At 64.9% G+C, this 15,388-nt stretch carries 16 protein-coding genes and 1 pseudogene; 11 read left to right on the top strand and 6 right to left on the bottom strand.

What is annotated here, in order from left to right:
* Window positions 1–70 precede the first annotated feature (70 nt).
* The 3 genes from gatB to gatC are packed head-to-tail and all read right to left on the bottom strand — an operon-like array spanning window position 71 to window position 3,311.
* On the bottom strand, window positions 71–1,525 hold the full coding sequence (gene gatB / locus ACFQDL_RS04910; protein ID WP_379908064.1) for an Asp-tRNA(Asn)/Glu-tRNA(Gln) amidotransferase subunit GatB: 1,455 nt from the start codon (window positions 1,523–1,525) through the stop codon (window positions 71–73).
* A gap of 6 nt (window positions 1,526–1,531) precedes the next feature.
* Complete coding sequence (gatA, locus tag ACFQDL_RS04905) at window positions 1,532–2,989, bottom strand: Asp-tRNA(Asn)/Glu-tRNA(Gln) amidotransferase subunit GatA (RefSeq protein ID WP_379908063.1); 1,458 nt, start codon at window positions 2,987–2,989, stop codon at window positions 1,532–1,534.
* Between the two features lie 34 nt (window positions 2,990–3,023).
* A complete protein-coding gene (gatC, locus tag ACFQDL_RS04900) occupies window positions 3,024–3,311 on the bottom strand; it encodes an Asp-tRNA(Asn)/Glu-tRNA(Gln) amidotransferase subunit GatC (protein ID WP_379908062.1) in 288 nt (95 codons plus the stop codon).
* A 177-nt stretch (window positions 3,312–3,488) separates the two neighbouring features.
* On the opposite strand from gatC, the gene ACFQDL_RS04895 reads away from it, so the two are divergent.
* The 11 genes and pseudogenes from ACFQDL_RS04895 (at window position 3,489) to ACFQDL_RS04845 (ending at window position 12,945) form a co-directional block, all read left to right on the top strand.
* Window positions 3,489–4,526, top strand: a complete 1,038-nt coding sequence (locus ACFQDL_RS04895; RefSeq protein ID WP_379908061.1) for a rod shape-determining protein — start codon at window positions 3,489–3,491, stop codon at window positions 4,524–4,526.
* A 97-nt stretch (window positions 4,527–4,623) separates the two neighbouring features.
* Window positions 4,624–5,436: a rod shape-determining protein MreC gene (gene mreC, locus ACFQDL_RS04890; RefSeq protein WP_379908060.1), complete on the top strand. Its 813-nt coding sequence runs from the start codon at window positions 4,624–4,626 to the stop codon at window positions 5,434–5,436.
* Complete coding sequence (gene mreD, locus ACFQDL_RS04885; RefSeq protein ID WP_379908059.1) at window positions 5,429–5,917, top strand: rod shape-determining protein MreD; 489 nt, start codon at window positions 5,429–5,431, stop codon at window positions 5,915–5,917. The genes mreC and mreD overlap by 8 nt, the downstream gene beginning before the upstream one ends.
* A gap of 75 nt (window positions 5,918–5,992) precedes the next feature.
* Window positions 5,993–6,580: a Maf family protein gene (locus tag ACFQDL_RS04880; protein ID WP_379908058.1), complete on the top strand. Its 588-nt coding sequence runs from the start codon at window positions 5,993–5,995 to the stop codon at window positions 6,578–6,580.
* A 20-nt stretch (window positions 6,581–6,600) separates the two neighbouring features.
* A pseudogene (rng, locus tag ACFQDL_RS04875) lies at window positions 6,601–8,069 on the top strand (ribonuclease G).
* Between the two features lie 12 nt (window positions 8,070–8,081).
* The gene (locus ACFQDL_RS04870) at window positions 8,082–8,549 is read left to right on the top strand and encodes a YhdP family protein (protein WP_379908057.1); all 468 of its coding nucleotides are present in this window, start codon (window positions 8,082–8,084) and stop codon (window positions 8,547–8,549) included.
* 2 nt (window positions 8,550–8,551) lie between these two features.
* Window positions 8,552–10,300 (top strand): YhdP family protein, encoded by a 1,749-nt coding sequence (locus tag ACFQDL_RS04865; protein WP_379908056.1) that lies wholly within the window; start codon window positions 8,552–8,554, stop codon window positions 10,298–10,300.
* Window positions 10,189–10,860 (top strand): YhdP family protein, encoded by a 672-nt coding sequence (locus ACFQDL_RS04860; RefSeq protein ID WP_379912883.1) that lies wholly within the window; start codon window positions 10,189–10,191, stop codon window positions 10,858–10,860. Before ACFQDL_RS04865 ends, ACFQDL_RS04860 begins: the two co-directional genes overlap by 112 nt.
* Complete coding sequence (locus ACFQDL_RS04855; RefSeq protein WP_379908055.1) at window positions 10,827–11,684, top strand: YhdP family protein; 858 nt, start codon at window positions 10,827–10,829, stop codon at window positions 11,682–11,684. Before ACFQDL_RS04860 ends, ACFQDL_RS04855 begins: the two co-directional genes overlap by 34 nt.
* Entirely contained in the window at window positions 11,656–11,925 is a 270-nt protein-coding gene (locus ACFQDL_RS04850) for a YhdP family protein (protein WP_379908054.1), read from the top strand. Before ACFQDL_RS04855 ends, ACFQDL_RS04850 begins: the two co-directional genes overlap by 29 nt.
* A gap of 183 nt (window positions 11,926–12,108) precedes the next feature.
* Entirely contained in the window at window positions 12,109–12,945 is an 837-nt protein-coding gene (locus ACFQDL_RS04845) for a carbon-nitrogen hydrolase family protein (protein ID WP_379908053.1), read from the top strand.
* A gap of 188 nt (window positions 12,946–13,133) precedes the next feature.
* On the opposite strand, the gene yjgA is transcribed toward ACFQDL_RS04845, so the two are convergent.
* From yjgA to ACFQDL_RS04830, 3 genes are all read right to left on the bottom strand, one after another.
* Complete coding sequence (yjgA, locus tag ACFQDL_RS04840) at window positions 13,134–13,655, bottom strand: ribosome biogenesis factor YjgA (protein WP_379908052.1); 522 nt, start codon at window positions 13,653–13,655, stop codon at window positions 13,134–13,136.
* A gap of 3 nt (window positions 13,656–13,658) precedes the next feature.
* Window positions 13,659–15,008 (bottom strand): magnesium transporter, encoded by a 1,350-nt coding sequence (gene mgtE / locus ACFQDL_RS04835; protein ID WP_379908051.1) that lies wholly within the window; start codon window positions 15,006–15,008, stop codon window positions 13,659–13,661.
* 94 nt (window positions 15,009–15,102) lie between these two features.
* The gene (locus ACFQDL_RS04830) at window positions 15,103–15,372 is read right to left on the bottom strand and encodes an HPr family phosphocarrier protein (protein WP_379908050.1); all 270 of its coding nucleotides are present in this window, start codon (window positions 15,370–15,372) and stop codon (window positions 15,103–15,105) included.
* Between the last annotated feature and the right edge of the window lie 16 nt (window positions 15,373–15,388).

The raw sequence follows: 15,388 nt of genomic DNA, 5'->3' as shown, positions 1-15,388 counted from the left end.
TGCTGAAAGCACCGGTGGAATTCGCAAGCTCATTCCACCCTACGTTCTTAACGCCTCACGTCTCACGCGTTCACTCGCAGAGTGCATCCAGTTTCTGCTTGAGGATGCCGGTGACGGCGCCCGGGTTGGCCTTGCCGCCGGTGGCCTTCATCACCTGGCCCATGAAGAAGCCGAGCATCTTGCCGCGCTTGTCCGGTTCGGCCGCCTTGTACTGCTCGACCTGCTTGGTGCTGTTGGCGATCACCTCGTCGACCACCTTCTCGATGGCGCCGGTATCGGTGACCTGCTTCAGTCCCCTGGCTTCGATGATCTCGTCGGCGCTGCCGCCCTCGGACCACATCACCTCGAACACCTTCTTGGCGATGTTGCCGGAAAGGGTGTTGTCCCGGATGCGCTCGAGCAGGCCGCCGAGCTGCAGCGCGCTGACCGGCGAGTCCTTGATCTCGGTGTCGTTCTGGTTCAGGAAGCGGGCGAGCTCGCCCATCACCCAGTTGGCGGCCAGCTTGCCGTCGCCGCAGAGCTTGGCCACTTCCTCGTAGTAGGCGGCCTGGACGGGGCTCGAAGACAGCACGCCGGCATCGTAGTCGGACAGCCCGTACTGCTCGACGAACAGTGCCTTCCATTGGTCCGGCAGCATCGGCAGCGTTGCGCGGACCGCTTCGATGTAGTCATCGTCGAGGATCACCGGCAGCAGGTCGGGGCAGGGGAAGTAGCGGTAGTCGTTGGCTTCCTCCTTGCTGCGCATGGCGCGCGCGACCTTGGTGTCGCCGTTGTAGAGTCGGGTCTCCTGCACGATCTTGCCGCCGCCGGTGATGACGTCGATCTGGCGTTCGACCTCGAGCTCGATCGCCTCCTCCATGAAGCGGAAGGAATTGAGGTTCTTGGTCTCGGTGCGTGTGCCGAGGACGTCGCTGCCCTGCGGGCGCACCGACACGTTGACGTCGAAGCGCATCGAGCCCTCGGCCATGTTGCCGTCGCAGATGCCGATCGAGGTGACGATGGAATGCAGCTTGCGGGCAAAGGCCACCGCTTCCTCGGCCGAGCGCATGTCCGGCTCGGTGACGATCTCAATCAGCGGCGTGCCGGCGCGGTTGAGATCGATGCCGGACATGCCGTGGAAGTCCTCGTGCAGCGACTTGCCGGCGTCCTCCTCAAGGTGGGCATGGTGGATGCGCACCCGGCGGCTGCTGCCGTCATCGAGGTTGATGTCGACATGGCCCGGGCCGACGATCGGCTCCGCCAGCTGGGTGGTCTGGTAGCCCTTGGGCAGGTCCGGGTAGAAATAGTTCTTGCGCTCGAACACCGAGCGCTTGCCGATCTCTGCGTCCACCGCCAGGCCGAACATCACCGCCTTGCGCACGGCATCCTCGTTCAGCACCGGCAGAGTGCCCGGCAGCGCCAGGTCGATGGCGCAGGCCTGGGTGTTGGGCTCGGCGCCGAAGGCGGTGCTGGCGCCGGAAAAGATCTTGGTCCTGGTGGCGAGCTGGACGTGAATCTCCAGCCCGATTACGGTTTCCCACTGCATCCTGTTTTACCCCTTGATACTCGCCGGTGCCTGTGTGTGCCAGTCGGTCGCCTGCTGGAAGCGGTGCGCCACGTTGAGCAGCTTCGCCTCATTGAAATAGTCGCCGATGATCTGCAGGCCGACCGGCAGTCCCCCGGTCTGTCCGCAGGGAATCGACATGCCGGGCAGGCCGGCGAGGTTCAGTGCCAGGGTGTAGATGTCCTCCATGTACATCTGCACCGGATCCGAGGTCTTCTCGCCGAGGCGGAAGGCCGGCTGCGGCGTGGTCGGTCCCATGATGACGTCCACTTCGGACAGCGCCCGGACGAAATCCTGCTGGATCAGGCGCCGCACCTGCTGCGCCTTGCGGTAGTAGGCATCGTAATAGCCGGCCGAGAGGGCATAGGTGCCGACCATGATGCGGCGCTTGACCTCGTCGCCGAAGCCCTCGCCGCGGCTGCGCTTGTACAGGTCCTCGAGGTCCTTCGGGTCTTCGCAGCGATAGCCGTAGCGCACGCCGTCGAAGCGGGACAGGTTGGACGAGGCCTCCGCCGGCGCGATGATGTAGTAGGCCGGCACGGCCAGGGCGGTGTTGGGCAGGCTGATCTCCCGAACGCTGGCGCCGAGCTGCTCGAATTCGCGCACCGCGCTCTGTACCTGTTCGGCGACCGCCGGATTCAGGTCGGCGGAGAAGTACTCCTTCGGCAGGCCGATTTTCAGGCCTTCGAGGCTGTCGTTCAGCGTCAGGCTGTAGTCCGGTACCTCGCGGTCGAGGCAGGTCGAATCCAACGGGTCGAAGCCGGCCATGACGTTGAGCATCATCGCCGCGTCTTCGGCGGTGCGGGTCATGGGGCCGGCCTGGTCGAGCGACGAGGCGAAGGCGACCATGCCGTAGCGGGAGACCCGGCCATAGGTTGGCTTGATGCCGGTGATGCCGCACAGGGCCGCCGGCTGGCGGATGGAACCGCCGGTATCGGTGCCGGTGGCGGCCGGAGCCAGGCGCGCGGCGACCGCGGCGGCGGAGCCGCCGGACGAGCCGCCCGGCACGCGGTCGGTATCCCAGGGGTTGCGGGCCGGACCGTAGAAGCTGGACTCGTTGGACGAGCCCATCGCGAACTCGTCCATGTTGGTCTTGCCGAGCATGACCGCGCCGGCTTCATTGAACTTGGCAATCAGGGTGGCGTCATAGGGGGCGATGAAATTATCGAGAATGCGCGACGCGCAGCTGGTACGCACGCCCCGGGTGCAGAAGATGTCCTTGTGGGCAACGGGCAGGCCGGTGAAGGCCGTGGCCTTGCCGGCGGCGCGGACTTCGTCGGCGGCGCGGGCCTGGACCAGCGCCTGTTCCTCGGTGACGGTGATAAAGCTGTTGTAGGCCGGATCTTCGGCCTTGATCCGCTCCAGGTAGGACTGGGTCAGCTCGACGCTGCTGAAATCGCCTGCGGCCAGTCCGCCGGCCAGTTCGGCCAGGGTCTTGTCAAACATGGTGTTCGTATCCTTCACAGGGTGGGAATCGCTGTCACTCGATCACTTTCGGGACCAGGAAGAGGCCGTTTTCAACGGCCGGCGCCACGGCCTGGAGTTCCTCGCGCCGATCCGGTTCGCAGACGATGTCGGCACGCAGGCGCTGTACGGCGTCCAGCGGGTGTGCCATCGGGTCGACATCGCGGGTGTCGACGGCCTGCAGCTGATCGACCAGGGCGAGGATGTTCGACAGGGTTTCGGTATAACCCGGAATTTCCTCTTCGCGGATCTGAAGACGCGCCAGGTGGGCGATTTTTTCCACATCGGAACGGTCTAGAGCCATGTTGTGGTTCTCGCTGATTTCAATAAGGTTTCTGGCACTCGGCGGTGCTTGGAAAGGTAGCTTGAGGGCAGCTAATCTATCATATTTGTTCCTTGCTCTAAATCCCCGCCATTGCTAGAGTTACGTGTTTTCAGAATCAGCGCGCCGCGCGGCATCTGTTTTAGGTACCCCACTCCCATGTTCAAAAAAATCCGAGGTCTTTTTTCCAGCGACCTGTCCATTGACCTGGGCACCGCTAACACCCTCATTTATGTCCGCGACAAGGATATAGTGCTGAACGAGCCTTCGGTGGTCGCGATTCGTCACAATGGCAACCACAAGGCTGTGGCAGCGGTCGGCGCGGATGCCAAACGCATGCTGGGTAAGACTCCGGGGAACATCACGGCGATCCGGCCGATGAAGGACGGCGTCATTGCCGACTTTCACGTTACCGAGAAAATGCTGCAGTATTTCATCAGCAAGGTGCACGACAGCAACTTCCTGACGCCGAGCCCGCGGGTGCTGGTCTGCGTGCCCTGCAAATCGACCCAGGTCGAACGCCGCGCCATCAAGGAATCGGCGCTCGGCGCCGGCGCCCGCGAGGTGTACCTGATCGAAGAGCCGATGGCGGCCGCCATCGGCGCCGGTCTGCCGGTCGACGAGGCGCGCGGCTCCATGGTGGTGGACATCGGCGGTGGTACCACCGAGATCGCCGTCATCTCCCTCAACGGTATCGTCTATGCCGAGTCGGTTCGTGTCGGCGGCGACCGTTTCGACGAGGCCATCGTCACCTACGTGCGCCGCAACTACGGCTCGCTGATCGGCGATGCCACCGCCGAGCGCATCAAGCAGGAGATCGGCACGGCTTACCCGAGCTCCGAGGTACTCGAAATCGATGTCCGCGGTCGCAATCTGGCCGAGGGGATTCCCCGTCGTTTCACCCTCAACAGCAACGAGATTCTCGAGGCGCTGCAGGAACCGCTGTCGTCCATCGTGCAGGCGGTCAAGAGTGCGCTGGAGCAGTGCCCGCCGGAGCTGGCAGCCGATATCGCCGAGTTCGGTATCGTCATTACCGGCGGCGGCGCCCTGCTGCGCAATATCGATCGTCTGATCAGTGAAGAGTCGGGCCTGCCGGTGATCATTGCCGAGGATCCGCTGACCTGCGTGGCCCGGGGCGGCGGCAAGGCGCTGGAAATGCTCGACAAGCACGCCTTCGAGCTGCTGTCCTACGAATAACGGCTGATGCGCACGATCGGCCGGAGCGATTCGGGACGCCGCGGCAGCTGCCGGGAGGTGTCCCATTAAGCTTATCTTCCGCGGCGGCTCGCCGCGTGTGCTCTTCGTGGTGCTGGTGCTGATGGCGCTGTTGCTGATTCTGGCCGATCTCAACTGGCCGAGGATGCGCGACACCCGAGCCTATCTGTCGCTGGTGATCACCCCGCTGCAGTGGCTGGCCGATGTGCCGGGCCGGGTCGCCGATGAACTCTCGGATGTGCTGGTGGATCGCAGCACCCTGCTGAAGGAAAACGAACGGCTCAAGTCCGAGGCCCTCCTGCTCGAACGCAGGGTGCAGCAGATCGCTGCGTTGACCGCCGAGAACATACGCCTGCGCGAGCTGCTCGACGGCCAGGAGCGGGTCGAGGACGAGGTGATGCTCAGCGAGCTGATCGGCGTCAATCCTGACCCATTCCTGCATCAGGTGATCCTCAACCGCGGCACCGAGGACGGGGCCTACATCGGTCAGGCCGTGCTCGATGCCGGCGGCGTCACCGGCCAGGTGGTCGATACCACCCATTACACCAGCCGGGTCATGCTGATCACCGACGCGCGGCATGCCATCCCCGTCGAGATCAACCGCAACGGCTTCCGGGCCATCGCGCTGGGCAAGGGCACCTACGAAGAGATCGAACTCGAGCATGTCCCCGATACCGCCGATGTGCGCGAGGGCGATCTGCTGATCAGCTCGGGCCTCGGCGGGCGCTTTCCGCGGGGCTATCCGGTGGCCGTGGTCACCGGCGTGCTGCGCGATCCGGGGCGCCCCTTTTCGATGGTGACCGCCAAGCCCACCGCGCGCCTCGACAAGAGCCGGCACCTGCTGCTGGTTCAGGCCCGTCACGGCACCGCTGACGGGGTCGTCGATGAGTGAGGCGCGTCCCGGCGGAATCCTGATCATTGTCGGCACCTTCCTGGTCGGGCTTGTCCTGAGTCAGTTGCCGTTGCCTGGCGTCTTCGAATGGGGGCGTCCCGAATGGGTGCCGATGATCCTGATCTACTGGGTGCTTGCGCTGCCGCACCGTGTCGGCCTCGGCATGGCCTGGATGATGGGGTTATCGCTGGATCTGCTCAAGGGCAGCACCCTCGGTCTCAACGCTCTGGCACTGACGCTGATCGCTTTCCTGACCCTGCTGATACACCAGCGCCTGCGCATGTTTCCGCTCTGGAAACAGGCGCTGATGGTGATGGTGCTGGTTGGCATCAACCAGCTGACCTTCCATTGGATGCAGTCGATTGCCGGAAATCCCCGGGACAGTTTCATGTTCATGCTGCCCTCTCTGGTCAGCGCACTGGTCTGGCCCTGGATCTTCGTGTTGCTGCGTAGCATTCGTCGCACCTTCAGGGTAACCTGAAACGATGCCTCCGGCGGTCGGCTTTGACATGGGTGCGGGCTGGCCGGAGCGAACCCAAGGATAACGGATATCCCCATGATTGATCTGATACTGGCGTCGGCTTCGCCGCGTCGGCGAGAACTGCTGACCCAGATCGGCGTGCGCTTCGATTCGCGACCGGTGGATCTGCCGGAAGTGGCCCTGGAGGGCGAGACGCCGGAACAATTCGTCCGCCGTCTGGCGCTGGACAAGGCCCGTGCCGGTTTCGAGCGCAGCGGTGCCGAACTGCCGGCCCTGGGGTCCGATACGGCGGTCGTCCTGGCCGACCACATACTCGGCAAGCCCGCCGATGAAGCCGATGCTTTGCGGATGCTGATGCTGCTGTCGGGTCGCCGTCATCAGGTGCTCACCGGTATCGCAATGGTCGATCACAGGCACAGCGAGTCACGGGTGGTGATCACCGATGTCGAGTTCCGCCTCCTGACCGAAGCCGAATGCCGGCGTTACTGGGCCAGCGGCGAGCCGCGGGACAAGGCTGGCGCCTATGGCATTCAGGGGCTCGGGGCGGTCTTCGTCAGTCGCATCGAGGGCAGCTATTCGGCGGTCGTGGGATTGCCGCTGGCCGAGACAGCAGAGTTGCTGGCGCAGTTCGAGGTCCCGATCTGGCAAAATCTGAACAGCTGATAAGGAGCGGGCTGCGAACGATGGGCGAAGAAATACTGATCAACTTTACGCCGATGGAGACCCGCGTCGCGGTGATCGAGAATGGCGTGCCCCAGGAAATCTACATCGAGCGGGCCAAGCGTCGCGGCATCGTCGGCAATATTTACCAGGGCAAGGTGGTGCGGGTGCTGCCGGGCATGCAGGCCGCCTTCGTCGATATCGGCCTCGAGCGTGCCGCCTTCATTCATGTCGAGGAGGTGCTGCCCCAGAACGTCACCCCGGAAGAGCGCGGCAATACCTCCATTGCCCAGGTGCTGCGCGAAGGTCAGGCACTGCTGGTGCAGGTGACCAAGGACCCGATCGGCACCAAGGGCGCCCGCCTCACGACTCATCTGTCGATCCCGTCCCGCTACCTGGTCTATATGCCGGGCAACGAGCATATCGGCGTGTCCCAGCGCATCGAGGATGGCGAAGAGCGTGATCGCCTGCGCAGCCTCACCGAATCGATCATCGACGAAGCGGGCGAGGAGAGCCGTGGCGGCTTTATCCTGCGCACCGTTTCGGAAGGGGCCAACGAAATCGAGTTGCGGGCGGACCTGCTGTTTCTGTACCGGCTGTGGCGTGCCATTCAGCGCAAGATTGAGCGTGCGGGCATGCCGGAGATCGTCTACGAGGACCTGCCGCTGAACATGCGCGCGCTGCGCGACATGGCCCACGCCGGCGTCGAGCGCATCCGCATCGATTCGCGCGAGACCTTCCAGAAGGCCCAGGAATTCGTCGAAGCCCTGGTGCCCGAGATCAGGGACAAGCTCGAGTATTACCCGGGCGAACGCCCGATCTTCGATCTGTTCAATGTCGAGGAGGAGGTCAAGCGCGGCCTGGGTCGCAAGGTCGAGCTCAAGTCCGGTGGTTACCTGATCTTCGATCAGACCGAGGCGATGACGACCGTCGACATCAACACCGGCGCTTTCGTCGGTCACCGCAACCTCGAAGAAACCATCTTCAAGACCAACCTCGAGGCGGCCACGGCGATCGGGCGGCAATTGCGGCTGCGCAACCTCGGCGGCATCATCATCATCGACTTTATCGATATGGAAGATTCGGATCATCAGCGCCAGGTGTTGCGGACCCTCGAGCGGGTGCTGGAGCGGGACCACGCCAAGTGCAAGGTGACCGGTGTGTCGGAGCTCGGACTGGTGGAAATGACCCGCAAGCGTACCCGCGAAAGCCTGGAGCAGGTGCTCTGCGAACCCTGCAGTCAGTGCCAGGGCGCGGCACCATCAAGACGCCGGAGACCGTCTGCTACGAGATTTTCCGCGAGATCCTGCGCCAGCACCGCGCCTATGACACCGAGACCTATCTGGTACTGGCCGCCCAGTCCGTGGTTGACTATCTGCTCGATGACGCCTCCGAGCATCTGGCCGAGCTCGAGGCCTTCATCGGCAAGACGATTCGCTTCCAGGTCGAGACGCTGTACAGTCCCGAGCAGTTCGACGTCGTGCTGCGCTGACCGGAAAGGCTGATGAAGGGCGGTCTGAGGCGGATACTGGGCTGGCTGGGCTGGGCCTGCGCCGGCCTGCTGCTGCTGCTGGCGCTGGTGGTCACGCTGGCCCGGCAGTTTCTCCCGGCGGTTGCCGAATACCGCGAACCCCTTGCCGGGCTGCTCAGCGATCAGCTGGGCGTCCCGGTCGATATCGGCACTCTCGAAGCCGACTGGAGTGGCCGCTGGCCCCGCCTGCGGCTGACCGATCTGCGAACCTTTGCCGATACCGAGGCCGGGCCGGAGGTCCGGACTCGCATCGGCCGTCTCGAATTCGAGCTCGATCTGCTGCAGTCGCTGCTTAACCGCTTCCCGATAGTCGACCAGGCACGGATGGACGGGCTCGAGGTGGTCTGGCGCCAGCATGACGGCCGCTGGCTCCATCGCCCCGGAGAGGGCGAGGGGGCAGCGGTCTCAGGCCCGAGGCCTGGAACCGCATTCTCGGGTTGATCATGCTGCAGCCGCAGCTGCGGATCCGGGACACCCGGCTGACCCTGCTGCCGGAGCAGGGCGCGATGCGGCAGGTCGGGGCTTCCGAGCTGCTGCTGCAGAACAGCCGGACCGAGCACCAGCTCAGCGGCAGTCTGGAACTGCCGGAGGCCGGCGATGCCGGGGCGCTGCGATTCGCCGTCGAAACCCGGGAAGTGCCGGCCGATCCGCTGACCGCCGACTACGACTTCTACCTCGACCTGGATCGCCTCGGTCCCGAACTCCTGAACCTCGATTATCTGCCGCTGCGCATCGAGGCACTGTCGTTCGATACCGAGTTCTGGGGCCGCTTTTCAGGCGGCTCGCTGGAATATCTCCAGGGCGGCCTTGCGCTGGCGCAGCTTCGTACCGACGATCCCCGGCTCCCGACCGTCGAGGCCGGCCGCACCGGTTTTGCGCTGCTGCGTCGCAATGACGGGTATCAGCTGCAGCTCAACGATCTGGTTTTTGCAAGTGCCGGCGCGACGCTCGAGCTCGACCAACTGGTGCTCGACAGCAGCTGGCGGGACGGCCGTCCCCGCGCCCGTGCACTGAGCGGTCCGGTCTTCGATCTGGCGAAGGTTGGCCAGTGGCTGCAGGTTCAGCCTTTCGTTTCCGAGCCGCTGCGGGCGACGATCGAGCGCCTGGCGCCACAGGGCGCGATGCGCAACCTTCGGCTGAACCTGCCGCCCTCGGGCGATCCCGGCGAGTTCTCGCTGGCCGGTGATCTCGAGCGGGTCTCTGTCGAGGCGGCCTGGGGTGCGCCCCGGATCAGCGGCATCAGCGGCCGTCTCGAGGCGGACCGGCAGGGCGGGCGCCTGCACCTCGACAGCGAAGCCTTCGAACTGTTTTTTCCGGAACTCTATGACCAGGGGTGGCAATACGACCGCGCCAATGGACTGGTGCGCTGGTCACTGCAGCCGGACCAGGCGGTCATAGGCAGCGAGCTGCTCCATCTCGGCAACCCGTCCGTGAGTGCCGCCGGTCGCTTCAGCCTGGCCCTGCCCTATGACCGCGCGATTCAGACCGAGCTGACGCTGATGATCGGCATGGTCGACAGTGATGGCCTGCAGACGGCGAACTATGTGCCGCCGGAGCAGGTCGGCCGTGCGCTGCACCGCTGGCTCGGCGAAGCCATAGGCGGCGGGCGGCTGCAGCGTGGCGGGCTGGTGTTGCGAACGGGCACCCGTTCGCTGGACGAAGGACGCGAACCGACGGTACAGATGTTCTTCGATGTCGACGACGCCGGGCTGGCCTATCAACCCGGCTGGCCGGGAATCGACGACGGCCAGGTGTTCGTGTTGCTGCGCGATCGCGAACTGCTGGTCGAAGTGGAGGGCGGGCGCCTGCTCGATTCGGTGATCGAGCATGCCCGGGTTTACCTGCCGGGTCCCGGTGCGCCGTTGCAGGTCAGCGGCCGGGTCGCGGGCGGTGCCGGCGATATTCGTCGGCTGCTGCTGGAGTCGCCGTTGCGGTCGCTGGTCGGTGAGGCGCTGTCGCCCTGGCAACTCGACGGCAGTGCCCGTACCGATGTGCGGCTGTCGATCCCCTGGGCGGTCAGCAGCCGCCGGCGGTTGAGGTCGCGAGTCGTCTCGAGGCTGGACGTATGGTATCGAACGAACTGCGGCTGGAGTTCTCGTCGCTCGAGGGTGAGCTGTTCTACAGCACGGCCCGGGGGCTGCGCAGCGAAGGGCTCTCGGGATCACTGTTCGGGCTGCCGGTCAGCGCCCTGATCCGGACACCGGAGGTCGAGCCGCTGCGAACCCGCATCGAGCTGAGCGGATCGATGCCGGTCGCGACCCTGGCAGACTGGAGCGACGTAACACTGCTTGACAGTCTGACCGGCCGGGCGGCCTACAACGCGCGCCTGGATCTTTGCGCCGAAGGCGAGGACTGCAACCGTCTGGTGGTCGTCAGCGACCTGAAGGGCGTCGCCGTGCCCTGGCCGACCCCGCTTGGCAAGCCGGGCCAGGAAAGCCGGCCGCTGACGGTGACCCTGGATCTCAACAGCAGCCGGCTGCGTTTCAATTACGATCAGCGACTGCGGGCCGTGTTCGGCCTGGACGGCCCTCTGCGCGGCCGTCTGACATTCGGCGGCGAACGGCCGGCTCTGCCGGGCGATGCCGGCCTCTGGCTCGACGGCCGGATCGAGACCCTCGAGGCGGAGCAGGTACAGGCCCTGCTCGAAAGCCAGGGCTGGCTGGGCGAGCCACGGGGCGACGCAGAGGGGCTTCGGCGGCGAAGTCCGATCCGGTGCCGTTGCGTGAGCTGGACCTCGAGATCGGCGCGCTGAACGTGGGCGGCAACCGGTTCGAGCAGCTCAGGGTCCAGTTGGCTCCATCGCCCTGGCGGCTGGCCGTCAGCAATCCGCAACTGGACGGGCGGCTGGAGTGGCCGGCGGGTAGCGGCCAGCCGTACCGGCTGTTGCTGGAACGGCTGCAGTTGCCAAGACCGGAAGGGTCCGGCAAGGCGGAGGCCGCGCCGCCGCAGGACGATCCGGAGCCGATCGATATCGGCAGCCTTCCGCCGGTCGATATCCGCATTGCCTCGCTGCGCCTCGGTGACGAGGCATTCGGCAGCTGGCAGCTGGGATTGCGTCCGGCGGGCAGCCGAATGCGTTTCGAAGGTCTCGAGGGGCGTGTTGGTGGTCTGTCGATTCGCGGCGAAGGCGTTTGGCAGGAACAGCCCGCGTCCACCGAACTGACACTGCGCCTGCAGGGGGACGACCTGGGCGATCTGTTGTCTGCCTGGGGCAATGGGCGGGTGCTGGAGTCGGAGCGGGCCGAGGGCTACCTGCAGCTGGCCTGGCCGCAGCGCCCCTGGAATTTCGCCCTGGCCCGCAGCCGGGGCGAGCTGCAGTTCGCGCTCGAGGACGGCCGCATTATCGACAGTGGCAGCGCCAGCAATGTCCTGCGCCTTTTCGGCATTCTCAACCTCAACAGCCTCGCCCGACGGCTCAAGCTGGATTTCTCCGACCTGCTGCAGAGCGGGCTGGCGTTCGATCGTCTGAGCGGCCGTTATGGTCTGGAACGGGGGTGGCGCGCACCCTTGAGCCGTTGCGGCTCGAGGGCCTTCGGCCAATATGACCATGACCGGGCAGCTGGATGTCGTCGCTGAAACGGTGAATCAGGAAATGGAGGTCACGCTGCCGCTGACCAGCAATATTCCGCTGGCGGCGATTCTGCTCGGTGCTCCCCAGGTGGCCGGCGCGGTGTTCCTGATCGACAAGCTGATTGGAGACAAGTTGGAAAAGGTCACCACCATTCGTTACCAGCTGAGTGGCGACTGGGACGAGCCGGAGGTGTCGATCATCCGGGCGGCGCCGCCGGCAGGCCGCGGTTCCCAGGAGGAGCGTTAGGGTTGGCCCGGATGTTCGGGTTTGTATAGGGTGGAATGAGCCTAAGGCGATTTCCACCGGTGGCCTCAGGCTACTTCGAAGTTTGATTGTACTCACTCCGCTGCCTGTTGATATCGCCCGTGGAATTCGCCCCTGCGGGGCTCATTCCACCCTACGTTCTTATCTTGAATGGGAGACCTCGCCATGAACGCAACGGTAGCCGTCATCCAGATGGTCTCGGGCGAGCGGCTCGAGGACAACCTCGAAGTGGCCGGGCGGCTGGTGTCGCGGGCCGCGGACGGCGGGGCGCGGCTGGTACTGCTGCCGGAAAACTTCGCGCTCTTCGACTCGGCGAATCTGCGCGCCCTGGCGGAGGCCGGCTGCGGGTTGCCGGAGCGGGTTGCGGGGCTCGCTGCCGATGCCGGCGTCTGGCTGGTGGCCGGGTCGATTCCGCAGGCGTTACGGCCGGACGGGGCGCCGGTGGCGGCGGGGCGGGTGCGCTCGAGCTGCCTGGTGTTCGACGATCGGGGAGGGCTCCGGGCCCGCTACGACAAGCGTCATCTGTTCGATGTCGATGTCGCCGACGGGCAGCGGGCTTACCGCGAGTCCGACTATGTCGAGCCGGGTGAGACGCCCGTGCTGGTGGATACGCCGGTCGGGCGCCTGGGGTTGAGCATCTGCTACGATCTGCGATTCGCCGAGCACTACCTGGCGTTGCGGGCGGCGGGGGCCGAGCTGATTGCGGTGCCCTCGGCCTTTACCGCCGTCACCGGTGCGGCTCACTGGGAGGTGCTGCTGCGGGCCCGGGCCATCGAGACCCAGTGCTACCTGCTTGGGGCCGACCAGGGCGGCCGTCACAGCAACCGGCGCGAAACCTGGGGCCACTCGATGATCGTTGACCCCTGGGGCGAGGTGCTCGGGGTGCAGGACCAGGGCGAGGGTATCGTCAGTGCCAGCCTCGATCTAGACCGTCTGCGACAAATCCGTGGCGAGATGCCGATGCAGGCGCATCGGGAGAAAGCCACGCAGCAGTCCAAATAGGATGCCGGAGGGTGGGTGCAGCGATGCATTGGCGCCCTGCCTGACGAATATCGTATGGGATTCGGGCATCGCGGAACCCGCCATATCGATCGTAGTGCAGATCGATTGGTGTCGGCCGGCACCTGACCGCGGCGGGTTGATGGGTTGCGCTGCGCTCCACCCATCCTACAAACGTCACCCGTCACTCCTCAGTTCTCCGCCAGTTCGCGGATATAGCGGAACAGCTTGCGGGCGCTGGCCGGCGGCTTCTGCTGTTCGGCTTCCTTCTGGGCGTTGCGCACCAGCTGGCGCAGGTGCTGGATATCGGCATTCGGGTAGGCTTCGACGAAGGCGGTGAGGTCGTCGTTGCTGCCGCCGATCAGGCGCTCGCGCCAGCGTTCGAGCTTGTGGAAATGGGCATCGTGGGCCTGCTTGCCGGCTTCGAAAAGGTCCATCGCCTGGCTGATCGCCTCGGCGTCGGCCAGGCGCATCAGGCGGCCGATATACTGCAGCTGACGCCGGATCGCTTCGCCCTTCTTCAGGCGCTGGCATTCGTTGATGGCGACCAGCAGTTCCGGCTCCAGCGGCACTTTCGCCAGTTGCTCCCTGTTCAGTGCGACCAGCTTCTTGCCCAGATCTTGCAGGGCCTGCATCTCCTTCTTTCGACGGGTCTTGCTGACCCACTCCTCGTCCTGGTCCGGAAGGCTGTCAAAATCGTCTTCGTGTGTCATAGGTTATCCGTAAAAGTAGGTGGCAAGTCCCAGGAAAGCGAAAAAGCCGACCACGTCGGTAATGGTGGTCAGGAGTACGCTGCCGGCCAGGGCCGGGTCGATACCGGCGGCCTTGAGGCCGATCGGCAGCAGGGTGCCGGCCAGGGCGCCGGCGATCAGGTTGATGACGATGGCGGCGGCAATGATGGCGCCTATCTGCACATCCTGGAACCAGACGATGGCGACGCCTGCGACCACCGCGGCCCAGAGGAGCCCGTTGATGGTGCCGACGGCGAGCTCGCGGTTCAGCAGCCAGCCGGTGTTGGAGCGCTCCAGGTGCCCCAGCGCCTGGCCGCGGATCACCAGGGTCAAGGTCTGGCTGCCGGCGATGCCGCCCATCGAGGCCACGATCGGCATCAGCACCGCCAGCGCCACCACCTTGTCGATGGTGGCTTCGAACAGGCCGATCACCGCCGAGGCGACGAAGGCGGTGATCAGGTTGATGCCGAGCCAGATGGCACGTCCCCGGGTGGTTTTCATCACCGGTGCGAAGGTGTCGGCATCTTCGCCCAGGCCCGCCATGCTCATTAGCGAGTGGTCGGCGTCCTCGCGGATGACGTCGACCACGTCGTCGATGGTGATTCGACCGAGCAGCTTGCCTTCGTCGTCGACCACCGGGGCCGAGATGAGGTCGAGCTGTTCGAACAGCTGGGCCACTTCGCTGTCCTGCATCGTTGCCTGGATCGGCGCGATATCGGTGCTCATGATTTCACGCACCAGCATGTCCGGGTCGGCGACCAGCAGCCGGGTGAGGGGCAGGACGCCGATATAGGAATCCTTGCGGCTGACCACGAACAGACTGTCGGTCATGTCCGGAATCTCCTTGTGACGGCGGATATAGCGCAGTGCCGTCTCGACCGTGATATCCGGGCGGATCGTCACGGTATCTGTGTTCATCAGACCGCCCGCGGTGTCCTCGTCGTAGGACAGTACCTGCTCGACGCGGGCGCGGTTCTGGATATCCATGGTCTGCAGCAGCTCGCGCATGACGCGCTCGGGCAGCTGCTGCATCAGGTCGACGAGGTCGTCGATATCGAGGCCTTCGGTCACCTCGAGCAGCTCGTTGGCGTCCATGCGGCTCAGGATTTCGGCCTGGACGTCGTATCCCAGGTGCTGCAGTACGTCCCCTTCGAGCTCCTTGCTGACCATGCTCCAGAGCAGTTGGCGTTCCTTGGGCGGAGACTTGTCCAGCAGATGGGCAATCTCAACAGGTCGAAGGCTGTTGTTCAGCGTATAGCGGACCCGCCGCAGCTCTCCGCTATTGAGGGCGTCGTTGAGTTTTTCGATGGGCGAGAGGTGCTCTTTGCTGCTCATGACATCCTTGCTCTGCCGCGTTGGGTGCAGACCAGTATACCGAAATTGCGGATTTCTTTTCAGCGCGGGGAGGGGAGGCGAGGCGAGCCGGGAATCAGCCGCCTTCGCCGAAGTAGTCGTTGATCAGGGCTTCGACGGCGTCGATGGCGTCGGCTTCGTCCTCGCCCTCGGCGCGTATCGTCAGTTCCGTGCCCTTGCTGGCGGCGAGCATCATGACCGACATGATGCTTTTGCCGTCGACCTCGCGGCCGTCCTTGCAGATGCGAATCTGGCTCGAGAACTGTCCGGTGGTGTTGATCAGCTTGGCGGCGGCCCGGGCATGAAGGCCCAGCTTGTTGATAATGGTGACTTTCTTTTCGATCATTCCGGGGCTCATCCTC

The organism is Marinobacterium aestuariivivens (assembly GCF_042661465.1).
GTDB classification, from domain to species: Bacteria; Pseudomonadota; Gammaproteobacteria; order Pseudomonadales; family Balneatricaceae; genus Marinobacterium_A; species Marinobacterium_A aestuariivivens.
Note: the sequence above shows the minus strand (reverse complement) of the source record. Positions and strands in the feature narration are given on the sequence as shown.

What these genes read in the sequence shown, in the direction of transcription:
- gatB (WP_379908064.1), bottom strand. Translation starts at nt 1,525, where the DNA reads ATGCAGTGGGAAACCGTAATCGGGCTGGAGATTCACGTCCAGCTCGCC.
- gatA (WP_379908063.1), bottom strand. Translation starts at nt 2,989, where the DNA reads ATGTTTGACAAGACCCTGGCCGAACTGGCCGGCGGACTGGCCGCAGGC.
- gatC (WP_379908062.1), bottom strand. Translation starts at nt 3,311, where the DNA reads ATGGCTCTAGACCGTTCCGATGTGGAAAAAATCGCCCACCTGGCGCGT.
- ACFQDL_RS04895 (WP_379908061.1), top strand. Translation starts at nt 3,489, where the DNA reads ATGTTCAAAAAAATCCGAGGTCTTTTTTCCAGCGACCTGTCCATTGAC.
- mreD (WP_379908059.1), top strand. Translation starts at nt 5,429, where the DNA reads ATGAGTGAGGCGCGTCCCGGCGGAATCCTGATCATTGTCGGCACCTTC.
- ACFQDL_RS04880 (WP_379908058.1), top strand. Translation starts at nt 5,993, where the DNA reads ATGATTGATCTGATACTGGCGTCGGCTTCGCCGCGTCGGCGAGAACTG.
- ACFQDL_RS04870 (WP_379908057.1), top strand. Translation starts at nt 8,082, where the DNA reads ATGAAGGGCGGTCTGAGGCGGATACTGGGCTGGCTGGGCTGGGCCTGC.
- ACFQDL_RS04865 (WP_379908056.1), top strand. Translation starts at nt 8,552, where the DNA reads ATGCTGCAGCCGCAGCTGCGGATCCGGGACACCCGGCTGACCCTGCTG.
- ACFQDL_RS04850 (WP_379908054.1), top strand. Translation starts at nt 11,656, where the DNA reads ATGACCGGGCAGCTGGATGTCGTCGCTGAAACGGTGAATCAGGAAATG.
- ACFQDL_RS04845 (WP_379908053.1), top strand. Translation starts at nt 12,109, where the DNA reads ATGAACGCAACGGTAGCCGTCATCCAGATGGTCTCGGGCGAGCGGCTC.
- yjgA (WP_379908052.1), bottom strand. Translation starts at nt 13,655, where the DNA reads ATGACACACGAAGACGATTTTGACAGCCTTCCGGACCAGGACGAGGAG.
- mgtE (WP_379908051.1), bottom strand. Translation starts at nt 15,008, where the DNA reads ATGAGCAGCAAAGAGCACCTCTCGCCCATCGAAAAACTCAACGACGCC.
- ACFQDL_RS04830 (WP_379908050.1), bottom strand. Translation starts at nt 15,372, where the DNA reads ATGATCGAAAAGAAAGTCACCATTATCAACAAGCTGGGCCTTCATGCC.